Consider the following 17154-nt stretch of genomic DNA (forward strand, 5'->3'; position numbering starts at 1 on the left):
CTGTAGCGCGTTGACGACTATCTTGTGCGAGCCTTGCAGTTCCATCTATCCACTTTAAGCAGCACAAAGCGCACCAAAAGAGTGCGTAAGGTCGCCCCATGACAGGTTCCAATTCCCTCCAGGTCCAAGCGTTCAACACCGCCGATGTCGCCGAGCAAATCCGCGCCACGCCGGGCTGGGTGCAGCAATACCAGCAGATGTCGCCGGGGCATTTCGCGGGCTTGGTGCGCTATCTGGATCTGCAGGGCGTGGAGATTTACGAAGAGTCGATGAACACCCGGGTCGAGCAGAATTTCAGCGCGCCCCAGGGTTCGTTGTCGTTCTGTTTCGATCGCGGCGACAACGCGCTGTACGTGTTGAATGGCGAAAGCCGCAACATCTGGATCACCCCGGAGAACTATCAGGAAATCGCCGTGGTGTTCGGGCCGGAGTTTGTAAAGCGCCACAGCCTCGACATCGCCAGGCTCGAAGGGCTGTTCATGGCACCGCTCAACTCCCAGCAGAACGCGCTGTTCTGCCGTTGGCTCAGCGGGACCCTGACGCGGCTGTCGCAGACCTTCGATCCACCGAGCCGCGAAGCGCTGACCCAGCAACTGCTGGAAGATTGCCTGTTCATCCTCGACAACGCCTGTGTCGGCCTCGACCAGGGGTCCCTGCAGCGTCGGGCCGGGGAGCGGTCGATCATGAAGCGGGTAGGGGAATGGGCCGCGGACACCCCGGAAGAACACCTCAATCTGCTGGAGTTGTCCCAGGTCGCGGGGGTTTCACTGCGCCAGTTGCAGCATGCGTTCAAGACCTACACCGGCATGTCGCCAACCCAGTGGCTGCGCCTGCGCCGCCTTAATAGCGCCCGACGCGAACTGCTCAGCCGCACGCCCACTCAAACCACCGTGGCCGAGGTGGCGATGCATTGGTCGTTCTGGCATCTGGGGCGGTTTTCCAGCAGCTACCGCGCGTTGTTCAACGAGCTGCCGAGTGACACGCTCAAGCGTGCGAGTACCAGTCAGGCAAGCGGTCGCCGCCGACGTTAGAACGTCGGCGGTGTAATCACCCAGATCACCACTGCATCGACATCGCCGGGGTTGCCGTAGCGGTGCGGTTCCTGGCTGGAAAAACTGAAGCTGTCGCCTTCATTGAGCTGGAAATGGCGTTCGCCGACCCACAACTCGAAACTCCCCGAGAGCAAGTAGCCGGCTTCTTCACCGTCGTGGCTGTAGCTCTGCTGGCTGTAGGTGCCGGGCGGGAAACGCGAGTGGAGCATTTCCAGTTGGCGGTTGGCCTGCGGCGTCAGCAACTGGTCGACGATGCCGTCTTCGTAATGCACGTTCAGGCGGCTGTTCTTGCGCACCACGACACCATCGTCTTCGGGCGCGGTGACCGCTTCACTGGCGAAGAACCACTGGATGGTGACGCCGAGGCTGCGGGCAATGTTGAACAGCGCCGGAATCGACGGGTAGGCGAGGTTGCGTTCCAGCTGGCTGATGTAGCCGGCGGTGAGTTCGCTCTGTTGCGCCAGTTCCGCCAGGGTCATGCCCCGGCGCTTGCGCAGGCCGCGAATGCGCGTGCCGAGAAAATGCGGTTCGGCGCTGCCTGATGCGGGCGGGGTCTTGCTGTTGTTGCTCATGGAAAATTCCGAACCGGGAAGAGGATCGCATCCCCTGTAGGAGCGAGCCTGCTCGCGATGCGGTGGGTCAGCCAACATTGATGTTGAATGTGACGCTATCGCGAGCAGGCTCACTCCTACAGGGGCGGTGTGAGCCGTTAAAGCCCCGGAGTATAAACAGCCTTAAAGCTCCCACGCGACTTTCAGGCCTTCATAAATCGCTTCTTCGGCGGTGCGCGGCGCCAGGCAGTCACCGATCCTGCGAAACTCCACCAGCCCTTGCAGCTCGGCACCCAGGGTATCCACCGGTTGATGGCCCTGGCACAGCACCAGCGTATCGATGTTTTCCATCAGCATCGGTTCGCCACTGGCGGTGTGCTGCAGGTACACCGTGTTGTCATCGCAGCCATACAGCCGCGCATACGGCGTGATCGGCACGCCCAGCTTATGCAGTTCGCCGGCCAGTTGATCGCGCACGTACAGCGGCAGGTTTTCCCCGCAATGGGTGCCGTTGACCGCCAGTTGCACCTGGTGCCCGGCACGGACCAGACGTTCGGCGATGCCGGGGCCGATCCAGTCGCAACGCCAGTCGACCACCACCACCGAACGGCCGACCTGTACTTCATCGCGCAGCACTTGCCAGGCGTCCACCACCTGCAACTCACCGCCACGCTCGAAGGCCGGCCAGTACGGCTCGGCACCGGTAGCGACGATCACCATGTGCGGTTTTTCCTGCTCCACCAGTGCCCGGTCGACTCGGGTATTGCGCACCACGCGCACGCCAGCCAGTTCCATTTCCCGCTGCAGGTTGGTGCTCGCACCGCCGAATTCGCTGCGTCGTGGCAGCAGTTGCGCGAGCAACACCTGACCGCCCAGTTGCGAACTGGCTTCGTACAACGTCACCTCATGCCCGCGTTGGGCCGCGACGGTGGCGGCTTTCATCCCGGCCGGACCACCGCCGGCGATCATGATGCGTTTGCGCTGTGGCGCTTGTCGGCGTTCGCCGAAGATCAGTTCGCGCCCGGTTTCCGGGTGCTGGATGCAGGAAATCGGCAAGCCCTTGTGGAAGTGGCCAATGCACGCCTGATTGCAGGCAATGCATGCCCGCACATCTTCGACGCGGCCGGTGTCGGTCTTGTTGGGCATTTGCGGATCGCAGATCAGTGCCCGGGTCATGCCGCACACATCGGCCTGGCCGCGAGCCAGGATCAGCTCGGCTTCCTGAGGCTGGTTGATGCGCCCGGTGACGAACAGCGGAATGTTCAAACCGGCTTTGAACGTTCCGGCTTCTTTGGCCAGGTACGCCGCTTCGATCGCCATGGGCGGCACGATATGCACCGCGCCACCCAGGGACGCCGAAGTGCCGGCGACGATATGCACGTAATCGAGCTGCGCTTGCAGTGACTGCACGGCGGCCAGGGATTCGTCCTCGGTCAGGCCTTCCGGGTCGCGCTCGTCGGCGGAGATGCGCAGGCCGACGATGAACTGCTCGTCGGTCGCCGCGCGCACGGCGGCAATGACTTCGCGTAGAAAACGCAAACGCTGTTCCAGCTCACCGTTGTAGCCATCGGTACGCCGGTTGACCCGCGGATTGATGAATTGCGCCGGCAAGTAACCATGGCTGGCCACGACCTCAACGCCGTCGATGCCTGCCTGGTGCAGGCGGCGGGCGGCAGCGGCGTAACCGGCGACGATTTCGTCGATCATGGCCTGGTCCAGCGCGCGGGGCATCACCCGGAAGCGTTCGTTGGGCACCGAGGATGCGGAGTAGGCCACCGCCAGCAGGCCATCGCTGGACTCCATGATTTCCCGCCCCGGATGGAACACCTGGGACAACACCACGGTGCCGTGGGCATGGCAGGTTTGCGCCAGTTTGCGGTAGCCCTCGATGCAAGCATCGTCGGTGGCCATCAGCACGTGGGAGGTGTAGCGCGCACTGTCGTGCACGCCGGCCACTTGCAGCACGATCAGTCCGGCACCGCCTTCGGCACGCGCTCGGTGATAGGCGATCAATTGTTCATTGACCAGGTTGTCGGTGGGCATCGAGGTGTCGTGTCCGCTGGACATGATGCGATTCTTCAGGCGCTTGCCACGGATCTCCAGAGGCTCGAACAGGTGCGCGAAGGCGGGTGTCGAGGTCGGCATGGGGCGGGTACTCCTGGCAGGCTGAGGCCGAAAGGCCGAGTTTTGGCGTTGTTATTATTGTGCTATAGAAATTTACCTTCAGTAAAAAATCAACAGATAATTTTACTTTAAAGCAACGGGCGGCTGGACGTTCGCAGCGACCAGCCTTACTGTCTGCCCCAGCCGATCAGCCTGGAGAACCACAAGAATGAACAACATCGCCTGCCACCTGGCACCCGAACGCAGCGCCACCGAGCAGCGCCTGCGTGAGGAATTGGCGGCCTGCTACCGCTTGATTGCGCACTTTCGCATGACCGATCTGATCTTCACCCACATCTCGGTGCGCATTCCGGGGCCGGAGCATCACTTTCTGATCAACCCTTACGGGTTGATGTTCGATGAAATCACAGCGTCCAATCTGGTGAAGATCGACCTCGATGGCCATGCCGTGGAGCCGTCGCCGTACCCGGTCAACCCGGCCGGTTTCGTGATCCACAGCGCCATCCACGGCGCCCGTGAAGATGCGCAATGCGTGCTGCATACCCATACCAAATCCGGGTGCGCGGTGGCGGCGTTGAGGTGCGGGTTGTTGCCAGTGAACCAAATTTCCATGGAATTTTATGGCCGGGTCGCGTACCACGACTACGAGGGCGTGGCGCTGGACCTGAGCGAGCAACAACGCTTGGTGGCGGACCTGGGCGACAAATCGGTACTGATGCTGCGCAACCATGGCCTGCTGACGGTGGGCGAGACGGTGAGCCAGGCGTTCCTGCGCATGTACTACCTGGAAAAGGCCTGTGAAATCCAGTTGGCCGCCCAAGCCGCCGGTGAAGTTGTGCTGCCGTCGCACGAGGTCTGCGCGCACACCGAACGGCAATTCAATGATCCGGGGCGACCGTTGGAGGAGGGGGAACTGAGTGACCCGGATGCCATGCAACTGGCCTGGGCGGCGTTGTTGCGAATGCTGGATCGAGTGGCGCCGGGGTATCGGGACTGATCCAGGCTCTCGGTTGTTTGGGCTACCGTCATCGCGAGCAGGCTCACTCCTACAGGAGAAGAGGGTGTACGCAAAATCTGTGAACTACCCAAATACTGTAGGAGTGAGCCTGCTCGCGATGGGCCCGCCGCGGTCTATCAGACCGGCGAGTGACTAGAGACTTGGCCCGCTCTTGCTGTACAGTCGTTCAGCCCGCCGCCAACCCGCGCAGGTCTAAACGTTTGAACCAAGGAGCGTGTCGCCCATGAATCAGGAAGCCCGTTTTTCCCGCATGGAACCGGAGTTGCGCAAAGCCAACCTGATCGAGGCGACGCTGGTGTGCCTCAAACGTCACGGCTTTCAGGGCGCGTCAATCCGCAAGATTTCCGCCGAGGCCGGAGTCTCGGTGGGGCTGATCAGCCATCACTATTCCGGCAAGGACGAACTGGTGGCCGAGGCCTACATGGCGATCACCGGGCGGGTCATGACCTTGCTGCGCGACGCCATGGAGCAAGCCGCGCCGAATGCCCGGGAGCGTTTGTCGGCGTTTTTCCGCGGATCGTTTTCCGCCGAACTGCTCGATCCGCAACTGATCGATGCGTGGCTGGCGTTCTGGGGCGCGGTGAAAACCGCCGAGGCCATCAACCAGGCCCACGATCATTCCTATGGCGAGTATCGCGGCATCCTGCGCAAGGTGCTGGCGGAACTGGCCCGGGAGGAAGGCTGGGAAAACTTCGACGCCGACCTGGCCGCCATCAGCCTCAGCGCCTTGCTCGACGGCTTGTGGCTGGAGTCCGGGCTGAACCCCGGCACCTTCACCCCGGAGCAGGGCATCCAGATTTGCGAGGCCTGGGTCGACGGTTTGCAGGCCGGCGGAAGACGGCGTTTCTGCGTGCAGACGAGCGACTGTTGATCAGTCGTTCAGCAATCGATACTCTCTGGCGCCGATGCAGGAAAACACTCTAATAAGAAACTGGCCTTCGGGCCTATGCCGGACACCAAGCGATGACTCCTCGGGTATTGATCGTCGATGACGATCCGCTGATTCGCGATCTGCTGCACGCCTACCTGTCCCAGGAAGGCTACGACGTCCATTGCGCCGCCACGGCGGAACTGGCGGAAACCTTCCTGGCCAGCCGGAGCGTCGACCTGGTGATGCTCGACATCCGCCTGCCGGGCAAGGACGGCCTGACCCTGACCCGCGAGCTGCGGGTGCGTTCGGAAGTCGGGATCATCCTGATCACCGGGCGCAACGACGAAATCGACCGCATCGTCGGCCTCGAATGCGGCGCCGATGACTACGTGATCAAACCCCTCAATCCACGGGAACTGGTGTCCCGGGCGAAAAACCTGATTCGCCGGGTACGTCATGCGCAAACGCCAGCGCCTGCGGTCGCGGTGGCCAAGCCGGTCAAGCAGTTCGCCGACTGGTCACTGGACACCGACCGTCGTCGCCTGATCGATCCGTCCGGCAGCGAAACCCTGCTGACCCACGGCGAATACCAGTTGCTCAGCGTATTCCTGCGCAACAGCGGCCACACCCTCAGCCGCGACCAGTTGATGGACCAGATCCGCAACCGCGAATGGGTGCCCAACGACCGCTCCATCGACGTGCTGGTCGGGCGCCTGCGCCGCAAGTTGCATGACGATCCGGCCGAACCGCAGTTGATCATCACCATTCACGGCGCCGGTTACCTGTTCACCGCCAGCGTGGCGGCCTGAAACTGATGGCGCGATGGCTTTGCCTGCTGGCGCTGCTGGTGGCCGGCCATGCCGTCGCGGCGGACAAGGTTCGCTATTGCGATTACCCGGTGTATCCGCCGGTGTCCTGGAGCGATGGCAAGCAGGTGCGCGGCCTGGCGCCGAACGTGGTGAAAAACCTGTTTGGCCAGTTGGGTTACGAGGTCGAGATGGTGGTGCTGGGCAACTGGAAACGCTGCCTGCTGGACGCCGCCGAAGGCCGGGTCGATGTGGTGCTGGCCTACAGCACTGCGCAGCGGGAGCAAAGCATGCTGTTCTCGACGGTGCCGGTCTTGCGTGAAGAGGTGGCGTTGTTCATCAACCGCCAACATCCGGTGAAATTCGAACAGCTGGACGACTTGGCCCGTTACCGTGGCGGCCTGTTGTTCGGCGAGAGCTACGGCGTGGAGTTCGATCGCATGGTCGCGCGCAATAACAATATCGAATGGGTTTCCGACAGCCACCAGAACTTCGGCAAGCTGATTCGCGGGCGCATCGATTTCATCACCCAGGAGCGACGCACCGGCCAGCTGTACGTGGAAAACCTGCCCGGCGGCCAGGACATTGTTGCCTTGCCCAAAGCCTTGAGCGTGGATTATCTGCGGGTTGCCGTATCGCGGCGCTCGCCCTTGGCCGCTCGCATGCCCGAGATCAATGCGCAGTTGCAGCGCATGGTCGATGCCGGTGACATTGAGCGCTGGCTCAACGAAAGCGAAGTGACCTACCGCGACATGATCAACCTGCCGGCGGATGCGCAATGATTGGCGCCCGTCCCGGTGGACTGTTACGGCGCTTGTTGCTGTTCATCCTGTTGTTCAGCCTGTGCTTCACCGTGCTGGCCAGCAGCGTGCAACTGTACATCGAATATCGACGGGAAATGCGCGACATCGAGTCGCGCATGGAACTGATCCGCGCCGGCTACCTGGCCAGCCTGGAACGCAGCCTCTGGGACTTGAACCAGGAACAGTTGAACGTGCAGTTGCGCGGGCTGGTGGACTTCTCCGACGTCGCGCGGGTGCACTTGGCCAGCGCCGATTTCGATTTGGTCCAGGGCAATCCGCACCCCGCGGGACCGCTGCGCATCGAGCGCTTTGCCCTGGACTATCAGCCGCCGTCCGGCCCTTTGCGCAACCTTGGCGAGCTGGAGGTCAGTACGGATCTGGGGGCGGTGTACCAGCGTCTCTACGCCACCGGTTTGACCAGCCTGTTGTGGATGGCGGTGTTCCTCTGCGGTCTGGCCGTTGCCTTGTCGGGCTTGTTTTATCGACTGGTAACCCGGCATTTGAAGGTCATGGCCGAGTTTGCCCGGCGCATCGCCGCCGGTGAATGGCACGAGCCCCTGCATCTGGACAAGCGTCGTGGCAGCGACGAAATCGACACCGTGGCCCATGCGCTGGACGACATGCGCCGGGCGATCCTGCGGGACATCGAGCGCCGGGAAACCGATCGCCTGGCCTTGCAGGACAACCGTGACGAGCTGCTGAAAATGGTTGAGCGCCGCACCGCCAGCCTGATGCGCGCCAAAGACGAGGCGGAAGCGGCCAACCTTGCCAAGTCGCGCTTCCTGGCGACCATGAGCCACGAACTGCGCACGCCCCTCAATGGCATCCTCGGCATGGCCGAATTGCTGCGCGGCGCGCGTCTGGATGCCCAGGACGGTAAACGCCTGGATGCTTTGCACAAGGCTGGCGAAGGCTTGCTGACGATCCTCAACGAAGTGCTGTATTTCGCCAAGCTGGAGGAGGGCGTCAGTCATCCCGAACCGGTGGATTTCTCGCTGCGCCAGTTGCTCGATGAGGTGCTGACACTGTTGGAACCGAGAGCGCTGAACAACGACACGATCCTCAGTTGCCGCATCGATCAGCGGATTGCCGAGCATCACCACGGCGCCGAGCAGTTCCTGCGTCAGGTGCTGAGCAACCTGCTGGCCAACGCGATCAAGTTCACTGAAGGCGGCGAAGTCAGCGTCGAGGTGGCGCTGCTCAGCGAAACCGGAGAACAGACCGGGCAGCGCCTGCGGGTCAGTGTCACGGACGACGGCATCGGCATTGCCCCTTTGATGCAGGCGAAGATTTTCGAGCGGTTCACCCAGGCCAGCGAAGAAGTCGCGCAACGTTTTGGCGGTACGGGGTTGGGGTTGGCGATCTGCAAACATCTGGTGGAGCAGATGGGCGGTTGCATCGGCGTGGACAGTGAAGAGGGGCGCGGCAGTTGCTTCTGGTTCGAGCTTTGCCTTCAGCCGGCCAGCGGCGTGGCTGAGGCCCCGCCGGTTCGCACGGCGGGGCCGGCACTGAACATCCTGGTGGTCGAAGACGTGGAGCTCAATCGCGAAGTGGCCAAAGGATTGCTGCAACGGGACGGCCACCGGGTGTGGCTGGCCGAAGAAGCGGATCAGGCGCTGCAACAATGCGCGGCGCAGGTGTTCGACCTGATGCTGCTGGACGTGCATCTGCCGGGCATCAGCGGTGTCGAGCTGTGCCGGCAGATCCGCCACAGCGACGGGCCGAACCGCCATACGCGCATTTTCGCCCTGACCGCCAGCGTGCAACCGGCACTGTTGCGCGGTTATCTGGAGGCCGGGATGGACGGTGTCCTGGCCAAGCCCTTGAAGCTGGAAAACCTGCGCCAGGTGCTGGAAGGGCATGCACCTGTGGCCGAGTCGCTGCCGAGCGATGAGGCAATGGACTGGCCGCTGTTGCAGACCCATCGCAGCCTGCTCGGCGTGCAAAAGGTCCAGGGCCTGCTGGCGGTGCTGCGTGACTCGATCCTTCAACACCGCGACGCGCTGCATGAAGCCATGGCCGCCGACGACTGCACAGAGGTCGCGCAACTGGCTCACCGCCTGGCCGGTAGCTGTGATTCCCTGGGTTTTCGGGCCTTGGCCAGCACGTTGAGGGCGCTGGAGACCTTGGCGCTGGCAAACGATGAATCGGCGATCCAGCGCATGGGGCCGGTGCTGGATGAGCAATTGCAGCACTCGCTCGATACCCTCGAAGGCCTGTTGCAGAGCTGACGTACAAGTTTGTTACGACTTTGTACAACTTCGATCTTTACGGTCAACGCGAACTTACATGGCTTTCCAATAATCGACGCAACCGCCGCAGCGCGGTCTTCGAAGCTTATTGGAGATAATAATAATGAATTGCCGTAAAGCTGATCCCTCCCTGCGCCGTGACGTCCTGTCGCGCGCTGCACACCTCACTGACTGCTGAGGTGTCGACATGAACGAAAATACTGATCGTAAAGGCATACAGCTGACCCGCGCCCTGAAGAGCCGGCACATTTTCATGCTGTCCCTGGGCGGCGTCATCGGCACCGGGCTGTTCATGGGCTCCGGCGTGACCATCAATCAAGGTGGCCCGGTGGGGGCGATCCTGGCTTACCTGTTCGCCGGTTTCCTGATGTACCTGGTGATGGTCTGCCTGGGTGAACTGTCAGTGCAGATGCCGGTGTCCGGTTCGTTCCAGACCCACGCCACCAAATTCATTGGCCCGGCCACCGGGTTCATGATCGGCTGGGTGTATTGGATGAGCTGGGCCACCACCGTGGGCCTGGAGTTCACCGCCGCCGGCATGCTGATGACCCGCTGGTTCCCGGCTGTGCCAATCTGGTACTGGTCGGCGCTGTTCGTGGTGGTGCTGTTCGGTATCAATGCCATGGCGACCCGCGCCTTTGGTGAAGCCGAGTACTGGTTCTCGGGGATCAAGGTCGCGGCGATTCTCGGTTTCATCGTGGTCGGCGTACTGGTGATCTTCGGCGTGATGCCCCTGAGCAGCGGCGCACCGGCACCGATGGCAACCAACCTGATCGGCGATTCGTTGTTCCCCAACGGCCTGTCGGCGGTGTTCGCGGTGATGATGACCGTGGTCTACGCGTTCCAGGGTTGCGAGATCATGGGCGTGGCCGCCGGTGAAACCGATCAGCCGGAAAAAAGCATTCCCCGCGCCGTACGCAACGTGGTGTTCCGCGTGCTGATCTTCTACGTGCTGGCGATCATCGTGCTGTCGGCGATCGTGCCGTGGCAGCAGGCCGGCCTGATGGAAAGCCCGTTCGTGCAGGTGTTCGACATGGTCGGCATTCCCTACGCCGCTGACCTTATGAACTTCGTGATCCTTACCGCGATCCTGTCGGTGGGCAACTCCGGCCTGTATGCCTCGACGCGCATCCTGTGGGCGATGTCGAAAACCGGCATGGCGCCGAAAAGCCTGTCGCCATTGAGCAAGCGTGGCGTGCCATTGCGCGCCTTGAGCATCACCCTGTGCTTCGCCCTGGTGTCGCTGATGACCAGCTTCGTCGCCGCCGACACCTTGTTCATGGTGCTGATGGCGGTGAGCGGCATGTCCGGCACCGTGACCTGGATTGTCATCGCGCTGGCTCAGTACAAGTTCCGCAAGGCGTACTTGCGTGACGGCGGCAAACTCAGCGACCTGAAATACCGCGCGCCGTGGTTTCCGGTATTGCCGCTGATGTGCATCGCGCTGTGCTGCTCGCTGTTCGTATTCCTGGCCCTGGATGAAACCCAGCGTCCGTCGCTGTATTGGGGTTTTGGATTCATTGCGCTGTGCTATGGCGCGTACTTCCTGATTCATCGCAAGCGCCAGGGCGTGTTGGCGCCGAGCTTGCCGACTGCATAACACCTCCAGCTAACCGTTTCCCCTGTAGGAGCGAGCCTGCTCGCGATAGCGGTGGATCAGTCAACAGAAATGTTGAATGTGATTCCCTCATCGCGAGCAGGCTCGCTCCTACAGTTGTTTTGTGCTGGGCGTAGGCAGTTGTTCGAAGTTGTAACAGCGCCAACAGCCGTTGCTCGCCATTCTTGAAATAATTCAATAAAACCAATGTGTTGCGAAGTTTTTTGGCTTGTTACAGCCAATTTCCAAGCCGATTGCCGCCTTGCTGAACACTCGTTTAGTATGGCCTCAAATCGCATCACCTCAGACCAATCACAATAATTCGAGGATTCCCATGACCACTCAATCGTCGCTGCTCAGCCAGGTCGAAGCAGGCGTTGCCTGGATCACCCTCAATCGCACTGCCCAGCGCAATGCGCTGGACATTCCGACGCTGAAAAACCTGCACGGCTTGCTCGACGCTTTCAACGCCGATCCAGCGGTGCGCGTGGTGGTGCTTACCGGCAGCGGCCGCAGCTTCTGCGCCGGCGCTGACCTCGATGAATGGGCCGACGCCGAAGCCCGTGGCGCGCTGGAAACCTACGGCTGGACCGAAACCGCCCACGCCTTGATGACCCGTCTGCACAGCCTGGAAAAACCCACCATCGCCGCCATCAACGGCACCGCCGTCGGCGCCGGGATGGACCTGACCCTGTGCTGCGACCTGCGCATCGCCGGGCAATCGGCACGCTTCAAGGCCGGCTACACCAGCATGGCGTACTCGCCGGATGCCGGCGCCAGTTGGCACCTGCCGCGTCTGATCGGCAGCGAACAGGCCAAGCGCCTGCTGTTCCTCGATGAATTGTGGGGCGCTGACCGTGCCCTCGACGCCGGTCTGGTTGGCGATGTCTGCGCCGACGATCAACTGCTGACGGTCACCAGCGAATTGGCCGCACGCCTGGCCGCGGGCCCGACCTTCGCCTTCGCCCAGACCAAAAAACTCATGCGCGAAGGCGCCGAGCGCAGCTTGGCCGAACAACTGCAAGCCGAACTCGCCGCCGGCCTGCTCTGCGGTCGCAGCGAAGACGGCACCGAAGCCCTGCGCGCCGCCATGGAAAAACGCCCGGCACGCTACATCGGTCGTTGATTCCTCTCCATCTCCCAGAACACGAACAACAGGTAGCAGCATGAATTTCCAACTGACCCAAGAACAAGAAATGTTGGTGGACTCGGTACGCAGCTTCGTCGAGAAGGAACTGCTGCCCTATGAAGAGCAAGTCGACCGCGCCGACGAGGTCTCCCCGGAACTGGCGGCGCAGATTCGCGGCAAGGCGATTGCCGCCGGCTTCTACGCCTTCAACATGCCCGAAGAAGTGGGCGGTGGCGGCCTGGACTACCTGTCCCAGGCGCTGATCGAACGTGAGCTGTCCAAGGTGTCCTGGGCGCTGCACGTGTTCGTCGCGCGGCCGTCGAAGATCCTCATGGCCTGCACCGGCGACCAGATCAACGACTACCTGTTGCCGAGCATCCAGGGCGAAAAAATCGATTGCTTCGCCCTGACCGAGCCGGGTGCCGGCTCCGACGCCAATGCGATCAAGACCCGCGCCGTGCGTGAAGGCGACGACTTCATTCTCAACGGCAGCAAGCATTTCATCAGCCACGCTGGCCATGCCGATTTCGCCATTGTCTTCGCCGTGACCGACACCTATGAACACAACGGCAAAAAGCGTAACGCCGTGACCTCGTTCCTGGTCGACCGCAACACCCCGGGCATGACCATTCGCCGTGGACCGAAGTGCGTGAGCAACCGTGGTTACCACACCTTTGAAATGTTCTTCGACGACTGCCGTGTGCCGGCCAGCAAAGTGCTGGGCGAAGTCGGCAAGGGTTGGGAGGTGGCCAACGCCTGGCTGACCGCCGGCCGGGTGATGGTCGCGGCCAACTGCGTCGGTCAGGCCCAGCGCGCACTGGACGTGTCGCTGCAATGGGCGGCGGATCGCAAGCAGTTCGGCCAGCCGATCGGCACCTACCAGGGCGTGTCGTTCAAATTGGCCGACATGGCCACACAGATTCGTGCAGCTGAACTGCTGACCCTGCACACCGCCTGGAAAATGGACCAGGGCACCATGACCGATGGCGAGGCCGGCATGGCCAAGCTGTTCGCCAGTGAAGTGCTCGGGCGTACTGCCGATGAGGCGGTACAGATCTTCGGCGGCATGGGCCTGATGGACGAAGGTCCGGTGGAGCGCATCTGGCGCAACGCGCGGATCGAACGGATCTGGGAAGGTACTTCGGAAATCCAGCGCCACATCATTTCCCGCGAGCTGCTGCGGCCGCTGCTGCGCTGATCGGCCCGGAGAATTCCCATGTCCCAAACCATTCGTGACAACCTCAAACGCATGCTCGCGCCGCAACATGTGGCGTTCGTCGGCGGCCGCAGCATGGCCCGCGCCCTCAAGCGCTGTGCCGAAGGCGGCTACCAAGGGCAAATGTGGCTGGTCAATCCGCAGCACGACAGCCTTGAGGGCGTGCCGTGCGTGCGCAGCGTTGCCGAGCTGCCTTGCGGCCCGGACGCGGTATTCATCGCCACCAACCGCGAACTGACGCTGACCTGCGTCGCCGAACTGGCCGCCATCGGCGCGGGCGGGGCCATCTGCTACGCCTCCGGCTTCGCCGAGACCGGCGCCGAAGGCCAGGCCCTGCAACAGCAACTGCTCAAGGCCGCTGGCGACATGGCCTTGCTCGGCCCCAACTGCTACGGCCTGCTCGACTACCTGCACAGTTCCGCGCTGTGGCCGGTGGCCCATGGCGGCAAAGCGGTGGAGAAGGGCGTGGCGGTGCTGACCCAGAGCGGCAACTTCGCCTACAACCTGTCCATGAGCGACCGCTCGCTGCCGGTGGCCTACATGGCGTCGGTGGGCAATCAGGCGCAACTGGGCGTGGCTGAACTGATGGACGTGTTGCTCGACGAGCCGCGCGTCACAGCCATCGGCCTGCACCTGGAAGGCCTGAAGAACGTGCCGGGTTTTGCCCGCGCCGCGCACAAGGCGCTGGAGAAGGGCATCCCGATCATCGCCCTGAAAACCGGTGTGTCGCAGATCGGTGCCGAACTGGCCTTGAGTCACACCAGTTCGCTGTCCGGCTCCGATGCGCTGTATGACGCATTGTTCGACCGTCTCGGGGTGATTCGCGTCAGCGGCCCGGTGAGTTTTGTCGAAACCCTCAAGGCCGCCGCCTGCGGCAACCTGCCGGCGGGCAACAGCCTGATCGCGCTGGCCTGTTCCGGTGGCGATGCCGGGCTGATTGCCGACTACGCCGAACGCAACGACCTGGGCCTGCCGAAACTCGATCAAGGGCAGGTCGGCGAACTCGCGCAAGTGCTGCCGACCTACGCCAACCTGGTCAACCCGCTGGATTTCACCACGGCGATCTGGGGCGACGGCGAAGCCTTGAACCGCATGCTCGACAGCGCGCTACGCACCGAAGCCGACGCGGCGATGCTGGTGCTCGACTACCCGTCGGAGTTCACCGGCGAGCGCAAGGAATGCGACCTGCTGCTGGAGTTGTACTGCGCGGCACTGCAACGTCACGGCAAGACCGGTTTTGTCACCTCGGCCTTCCCTGAGCTGCTGCCGGCCCATGCCCGTGAGCGTCTGCACGCCCAAGGCGTCGCGGCCTTGCAGGGCGTTGAAGACGGGTTGGCCGCGTGGGGGCGCATCGCCGGTTATCAGCGCAACCGCCATGCCTTGCTGGCGCTGGGGGAATCGGCGCTGGTGCCGTTGTGCCCGCATGCGCTGGAAGGCGAGGGGCGTTTGCTCAATGAGTGGGATTCCAAACAGGCGTTAAAAGCCTTTGGCTTGCCGACGCCCAACGGCGTATTGAGCACCCCGGACAAGGCCCTGAAGGACGCCGAAGCGTTGGGCTATCCGCTGGTACTCAAAGCGGTCAGCGCTCAACTGCCACACAAGACCGAGGCTGGCGCCGTGGCGCTGAACCTCAAGGACGGCGCGGCATTGAGCGCTGCGTTGGAGAAGATGCGCAGCAGCATCGCCGCTTACGCCCCGGGCGTACCCTTCGATCAACTGCTGCTCGAACCCATGGCCAAACCGCCACTGGCTGAGCTGATTGTCGGCATCAAGCGCGAAAACGATTTCGGCCTCGCGCTGGTGATCGGTGCCGGCGGCATTCTGGTGGAGTTGCTCAAGGACAGTCGCAGCCTGTTGCTGCCGACCACCGACGGCGCGATCCGCAATGCCTTGCTCAGCCTGCGCAGCGCGCCGTTGCTGCAAGGTTTCCGTGGTCGCGAGTCTGCGGACCTGGACGCCTTGGTGATCGCCATCCGCGCCGTGGCCGACTACGCCTGCGAGAGCGCCGCACACCTGCTGGAACTCGATGTGAACCCATTGTTGGTTGGTGCCCATGGCACGACGGCGGTCGATGCGTTGATTCGCCTCGGTCAGGAGTGAGGACATGAAAATGCAAAGCAAAACATTGACCGGTGGCCAGGCCCTGGTGCGCCTGTTGGCCAACTACGGCGTCGATACTGTGTTCGGCATCCCCGGCGTACATACCCTGGAGCTGTATCGCGGCCTGCCCGGCAGCGGCATCCGCCACGTGCTGACCCGCCATGAGCAGGGCGCCAGTTTCATGGCCGACGGTTATGCCCGGGTCAGCGGCAAACCCGGCGTGTGCTTCGTCATCACCGGCCCCGGCGTGACCAACGCCGCCACCGGCATCGGCCAGGCCTACGCCGACTCGATTCCGATGCTGGTGATTTCCAGCGTCAACCACAGCGCCAGCCTCGGCAAGGGCTGGGGCAGCCTGCACGAGTGCCAGGATCAGCGGGCGATGACCGCGCCGATCACGGCGTTCTCCGCAGTGGCGTTGACTGCTGAAGACCTGCCGGAACTGATCGCCCGCGCCTACGCGGTGTTCGACAGCGAGCGCCCGCGTCCGGTGCACATCTCGGTGCCGCTGGACGTGCTATCGGCACCGATTGCCCGTGACTGGAGCAATGAGGTGGTGCGTCGTCCGGGTCGTGGCCCGGCATCCGCCATCGTCATCGGTCAAGCCGTGGCCAGGCTCAAGGCTGCCAAGCGACCGATGATCATCGCCGGTGGTGGTGCGCTCAATGCCGTTTCGCAGCTGCAAGAGATCAGCACCCGGCTCGCTGCGCCGCTGTTCACCAGCGTCGCCGGCAAGGGCTTGCTGCCGCCGGATGCGCCGCTCAACGCTGGCTCATCCCTGTGTGTGGAGCCGGGCTGGAAGCTGATCGCCGAGGCCGACGTGGTACTGGCGGTCGGCACCGAAATGGCCGATACCGACTTCTGGCGCGAACGCCTGCCGCTCAATGGCGAACTGCTGCGCGTCGACATCGACCCGCGCAAGTTCAACGACTTCTACCCATGCGCCGTGGCGTTGCATGGCGATGCACAACAAACCCTCAGTGGTTTGCTTGAGCGTCTGCCGTCTGATGTGCGCGACGCCGGCGCTGCGATTGCCTCGGTCGCCGCCCTGCGTGAAGCGGTCAAGGCCAGCCATGGCCCGTTGCAGTCGATCCATCAATCGATTCTCGACCGTATCGCTGCGGAGCTTCCGGACAACGCCTTCATCAGCACCGACATGACCCAACTGGCCTACACCGGCAACTACGCCTTCGACAGCCTGGCCATCCGCAGCTGGCTGCATCCCACCGGCTACGGCACTTTGGGTTATGGCCTGCCGGCTGGCATCGGCGCCAAGTTCGGCGCGCCACAGCGGCCGGGCCTGGTGCTGGTGGGCGATGGTGGTTTCCTCTACACCGCCCAGGAACTGGCCACGGCTGTCGAGGAACTGGACAGCCCGCTGGTGGTGCTGCTGTGGAACAACGACGCCCTGGGGCAGATTCGCGACGACATGATCGGCCTGGATATCGAACCCATCGGCGTGCTGCCGCGCAACCCGGATTTCGCCGCCCTCGCTCGTGCCTTTGGCTGCACCGTGACTCAGCCGCAAAGCCTGGCCGAGTTGCAGACCGACCTGCGCCAAGGCTTCAAGCGTAACGGCGTGACTTTGATCGAACTCAAACATGCCTGTGCACATTGATCTGCATTTCAAGGGGA

13 protein-coding genes are annotated in these 17154 nt (G+C 62.8%); 11 read left to right on the plus strand and 2 right to left on the minus strand.

Features of this window, described 5'->3' with window-relative positions; genetic code table 11:
• Positions 1 to 98 precede the first annotated feature (98 nt).
• Positions 99 to 1031: a helix-turn-helix domain-containing protein gene (locus tag KGB07_RS26165; RefSeq protein WP_223467002.1), complete on the plus strand. Its 933-nt coding sequence runs from the start codon at positions 99 to 101 to the stop codon at positions 1029 to 1031.
• On the opposite strand, the gene KGB07_RS26170 is transcribed toward KGB07_RS26165, so the two are convergent.
• Together KGB07_RS26170 and KGB07_RS26175 are read right to left on the minus strand one after the other, a co-directional pair.
• Complete coding sequence (locus tag KGB07_RS26170; RefSeq protein WP_056725067.1) at positions 1028 to 1624, minus strand: cupin domain-containing protein; 597 nt, start codon at positions 1622 to 1624, stop codon at positions 1028 to 1030. The two genes, KGB07_RS26165 and KGB07_RS26170, sit on opposite strands and share 4 nt — an antisense overlap.
• A gap of 162 nt (positions 1625 to 1786) precedes the next feature.
• Positions 1787 to 3748, minus strand: coding sequence for an FAD-dependent oxidoreductase (locus KGB07_RS26175; RefSeq protein ID WP_223467004.1), 1962 nt, complete (start codon positions 3746 to 3748; stop codon positions 1787 to 1789).
• Between the two features lie 187 nt (positions 3749 to 3935).
• Here KGB07_RS26175 and KGB07_RS26180 point away from each other — a divergent pair, with 187 nt between their 5' ends.
• The 10 genes from KGB07_RS26180 (at position 3936) to KGB07_RS26225 (ending at position 17137) form a co-directional block, all read left to right on the plus strand.
• Positions 3936 to 4724 (plus strand): class II aldolase/adducin family protein, encoded by a 789-nt coding sequence (locus KGB07_RS26180; RefSeq protein WP_223467005.1) that lies wholly within the window; start codon positions 3936 to 3938, stop codon positions 4722 to 4724.
• Between the two features lie 244 nt (positions 4725 to 4968).
• Positions 4969 to 5616, plus strand: coding sequence for a TetR family transcriptional regulator C-terminal domain-containing protein (locus KGB07_RS26185; protein WP_046037068.1), 648 nt, complete (start codon positions 4969 to 4971; stop codon positions 5614 to 5616).
• A gap of 92 nt (positions 5617 to 5708) precedes the next feature.
• Positions 5709 to 6425, plus strand: coding sequence for a response regulator (locus KGB07_RS26190; protein ID WP_223467007.1), 717 nt, complete (start codon positions 5709 to 5711; stop codon positions 6423 to 6425).
• Positions 6426 to 6430: 5 nt separating this feature from the next.
• Positions 6431 to 7204 carry a substrate-binding periplasmic protein gene (locus KGB07_RS26195; protein ID WP_223467008.1) on the plus strand — a complete coding sequence of 258 codons (774 nt, stop codon included), beginning with the start codon at positions 6431 to 6433 and terminating at the stop codon, positions 7202 to 7204.
• Positions 7201 to 9456 carry an ATP-binding protein gene (locus KGB07_RS26200; RefSeq protein WP_223467009.1) on the plus strand — a complete coding sequence of 752 codons (2256 nt, stop codon included), beginning with the start codon at positions 7201 to 7203 and terminating at the stop codon, positions 9454 to 9456. The genes KGB07_RS26195 and KGB07_RS26200 overlap by 4 nt, the downstream gene beginning before the upstream one ends.
• Positions 9457 to 9664: 208 nt before the next feature.
• Positions 9665 to 11077 (plus strand): amino acid permease, encoded by a 1413-nt coding sequence (locus tag KGB07_RS26205; protein ID WP_223467010.1) that lies wholly within the window; start codon positions 9665 to 9667, stop codon positions 11075 to 11077.
• A 331-nt stretch (positions 11078 to 11408) separates the two neighbouring features.
• On the plus strand, positions 11409 to 12200 hold the full coding sequence (locus tag KGB07_RS26210) for an enoyl-CoA hydratase/isomerase family protein (RefSeq protein ID WP_046037062.1): 792 nt from the start codon (positions 11409 to 11411) through the stop codon (positions 12198 to 12200).
• A 40-nt stretch (positions 12201 to 12240) separates the two neighbouring features.
• Positions 12241 to 13401: an acyl-CoA dehydrogenase family protein gene (locus KGB07_RS26215; protein WP_046037060.1), complete on the plus strand. Its 1161-nt coding sequence runs from the start codon at positions 12241 to 12243 to the stop codon at positions 13399 to 13401.
• Between the two features lie 18 nt (positions 13402 to 13419).
• Positions 13420 to 15519, plus strand: a complete 2100-nt coding sequence (locus KGB07_RS26220) for an acetate--CoA ligase family protein (protein WP_223467011.1) — start codon at positions 13420 to 13422, stop codon at positions 15517 to 15519.
• A 10-nt stretch (positions 15520 to 15529) separates the two neighbouring features.
• Positions 15530 to 17137 (plus strand): 5-guanidino-2-oxopentanoate decarboxylase, encoded by a 1608-nt coding sequence (locus KGB07_RS26225; protein WP_223467063.1) that lies wholly within the window; start codon positions 15530 to 15532, stop codon positions 17135 to 17137.
• The last annotated feature ends 17 nt before the right edge of the window (positions 17138 to 17154 follow it).

Source organism: Pseudomonas sp. GL-RE-26 (assembly GCF_019956275.1).
Classification (GTDB): Bacteria; Pseudomonadota; Gammaproteobacteria; order Pseudomonadales; family Pseudomonadaceae; genus Aquipseudomonas; species Aquipseudomonas grandcourensis.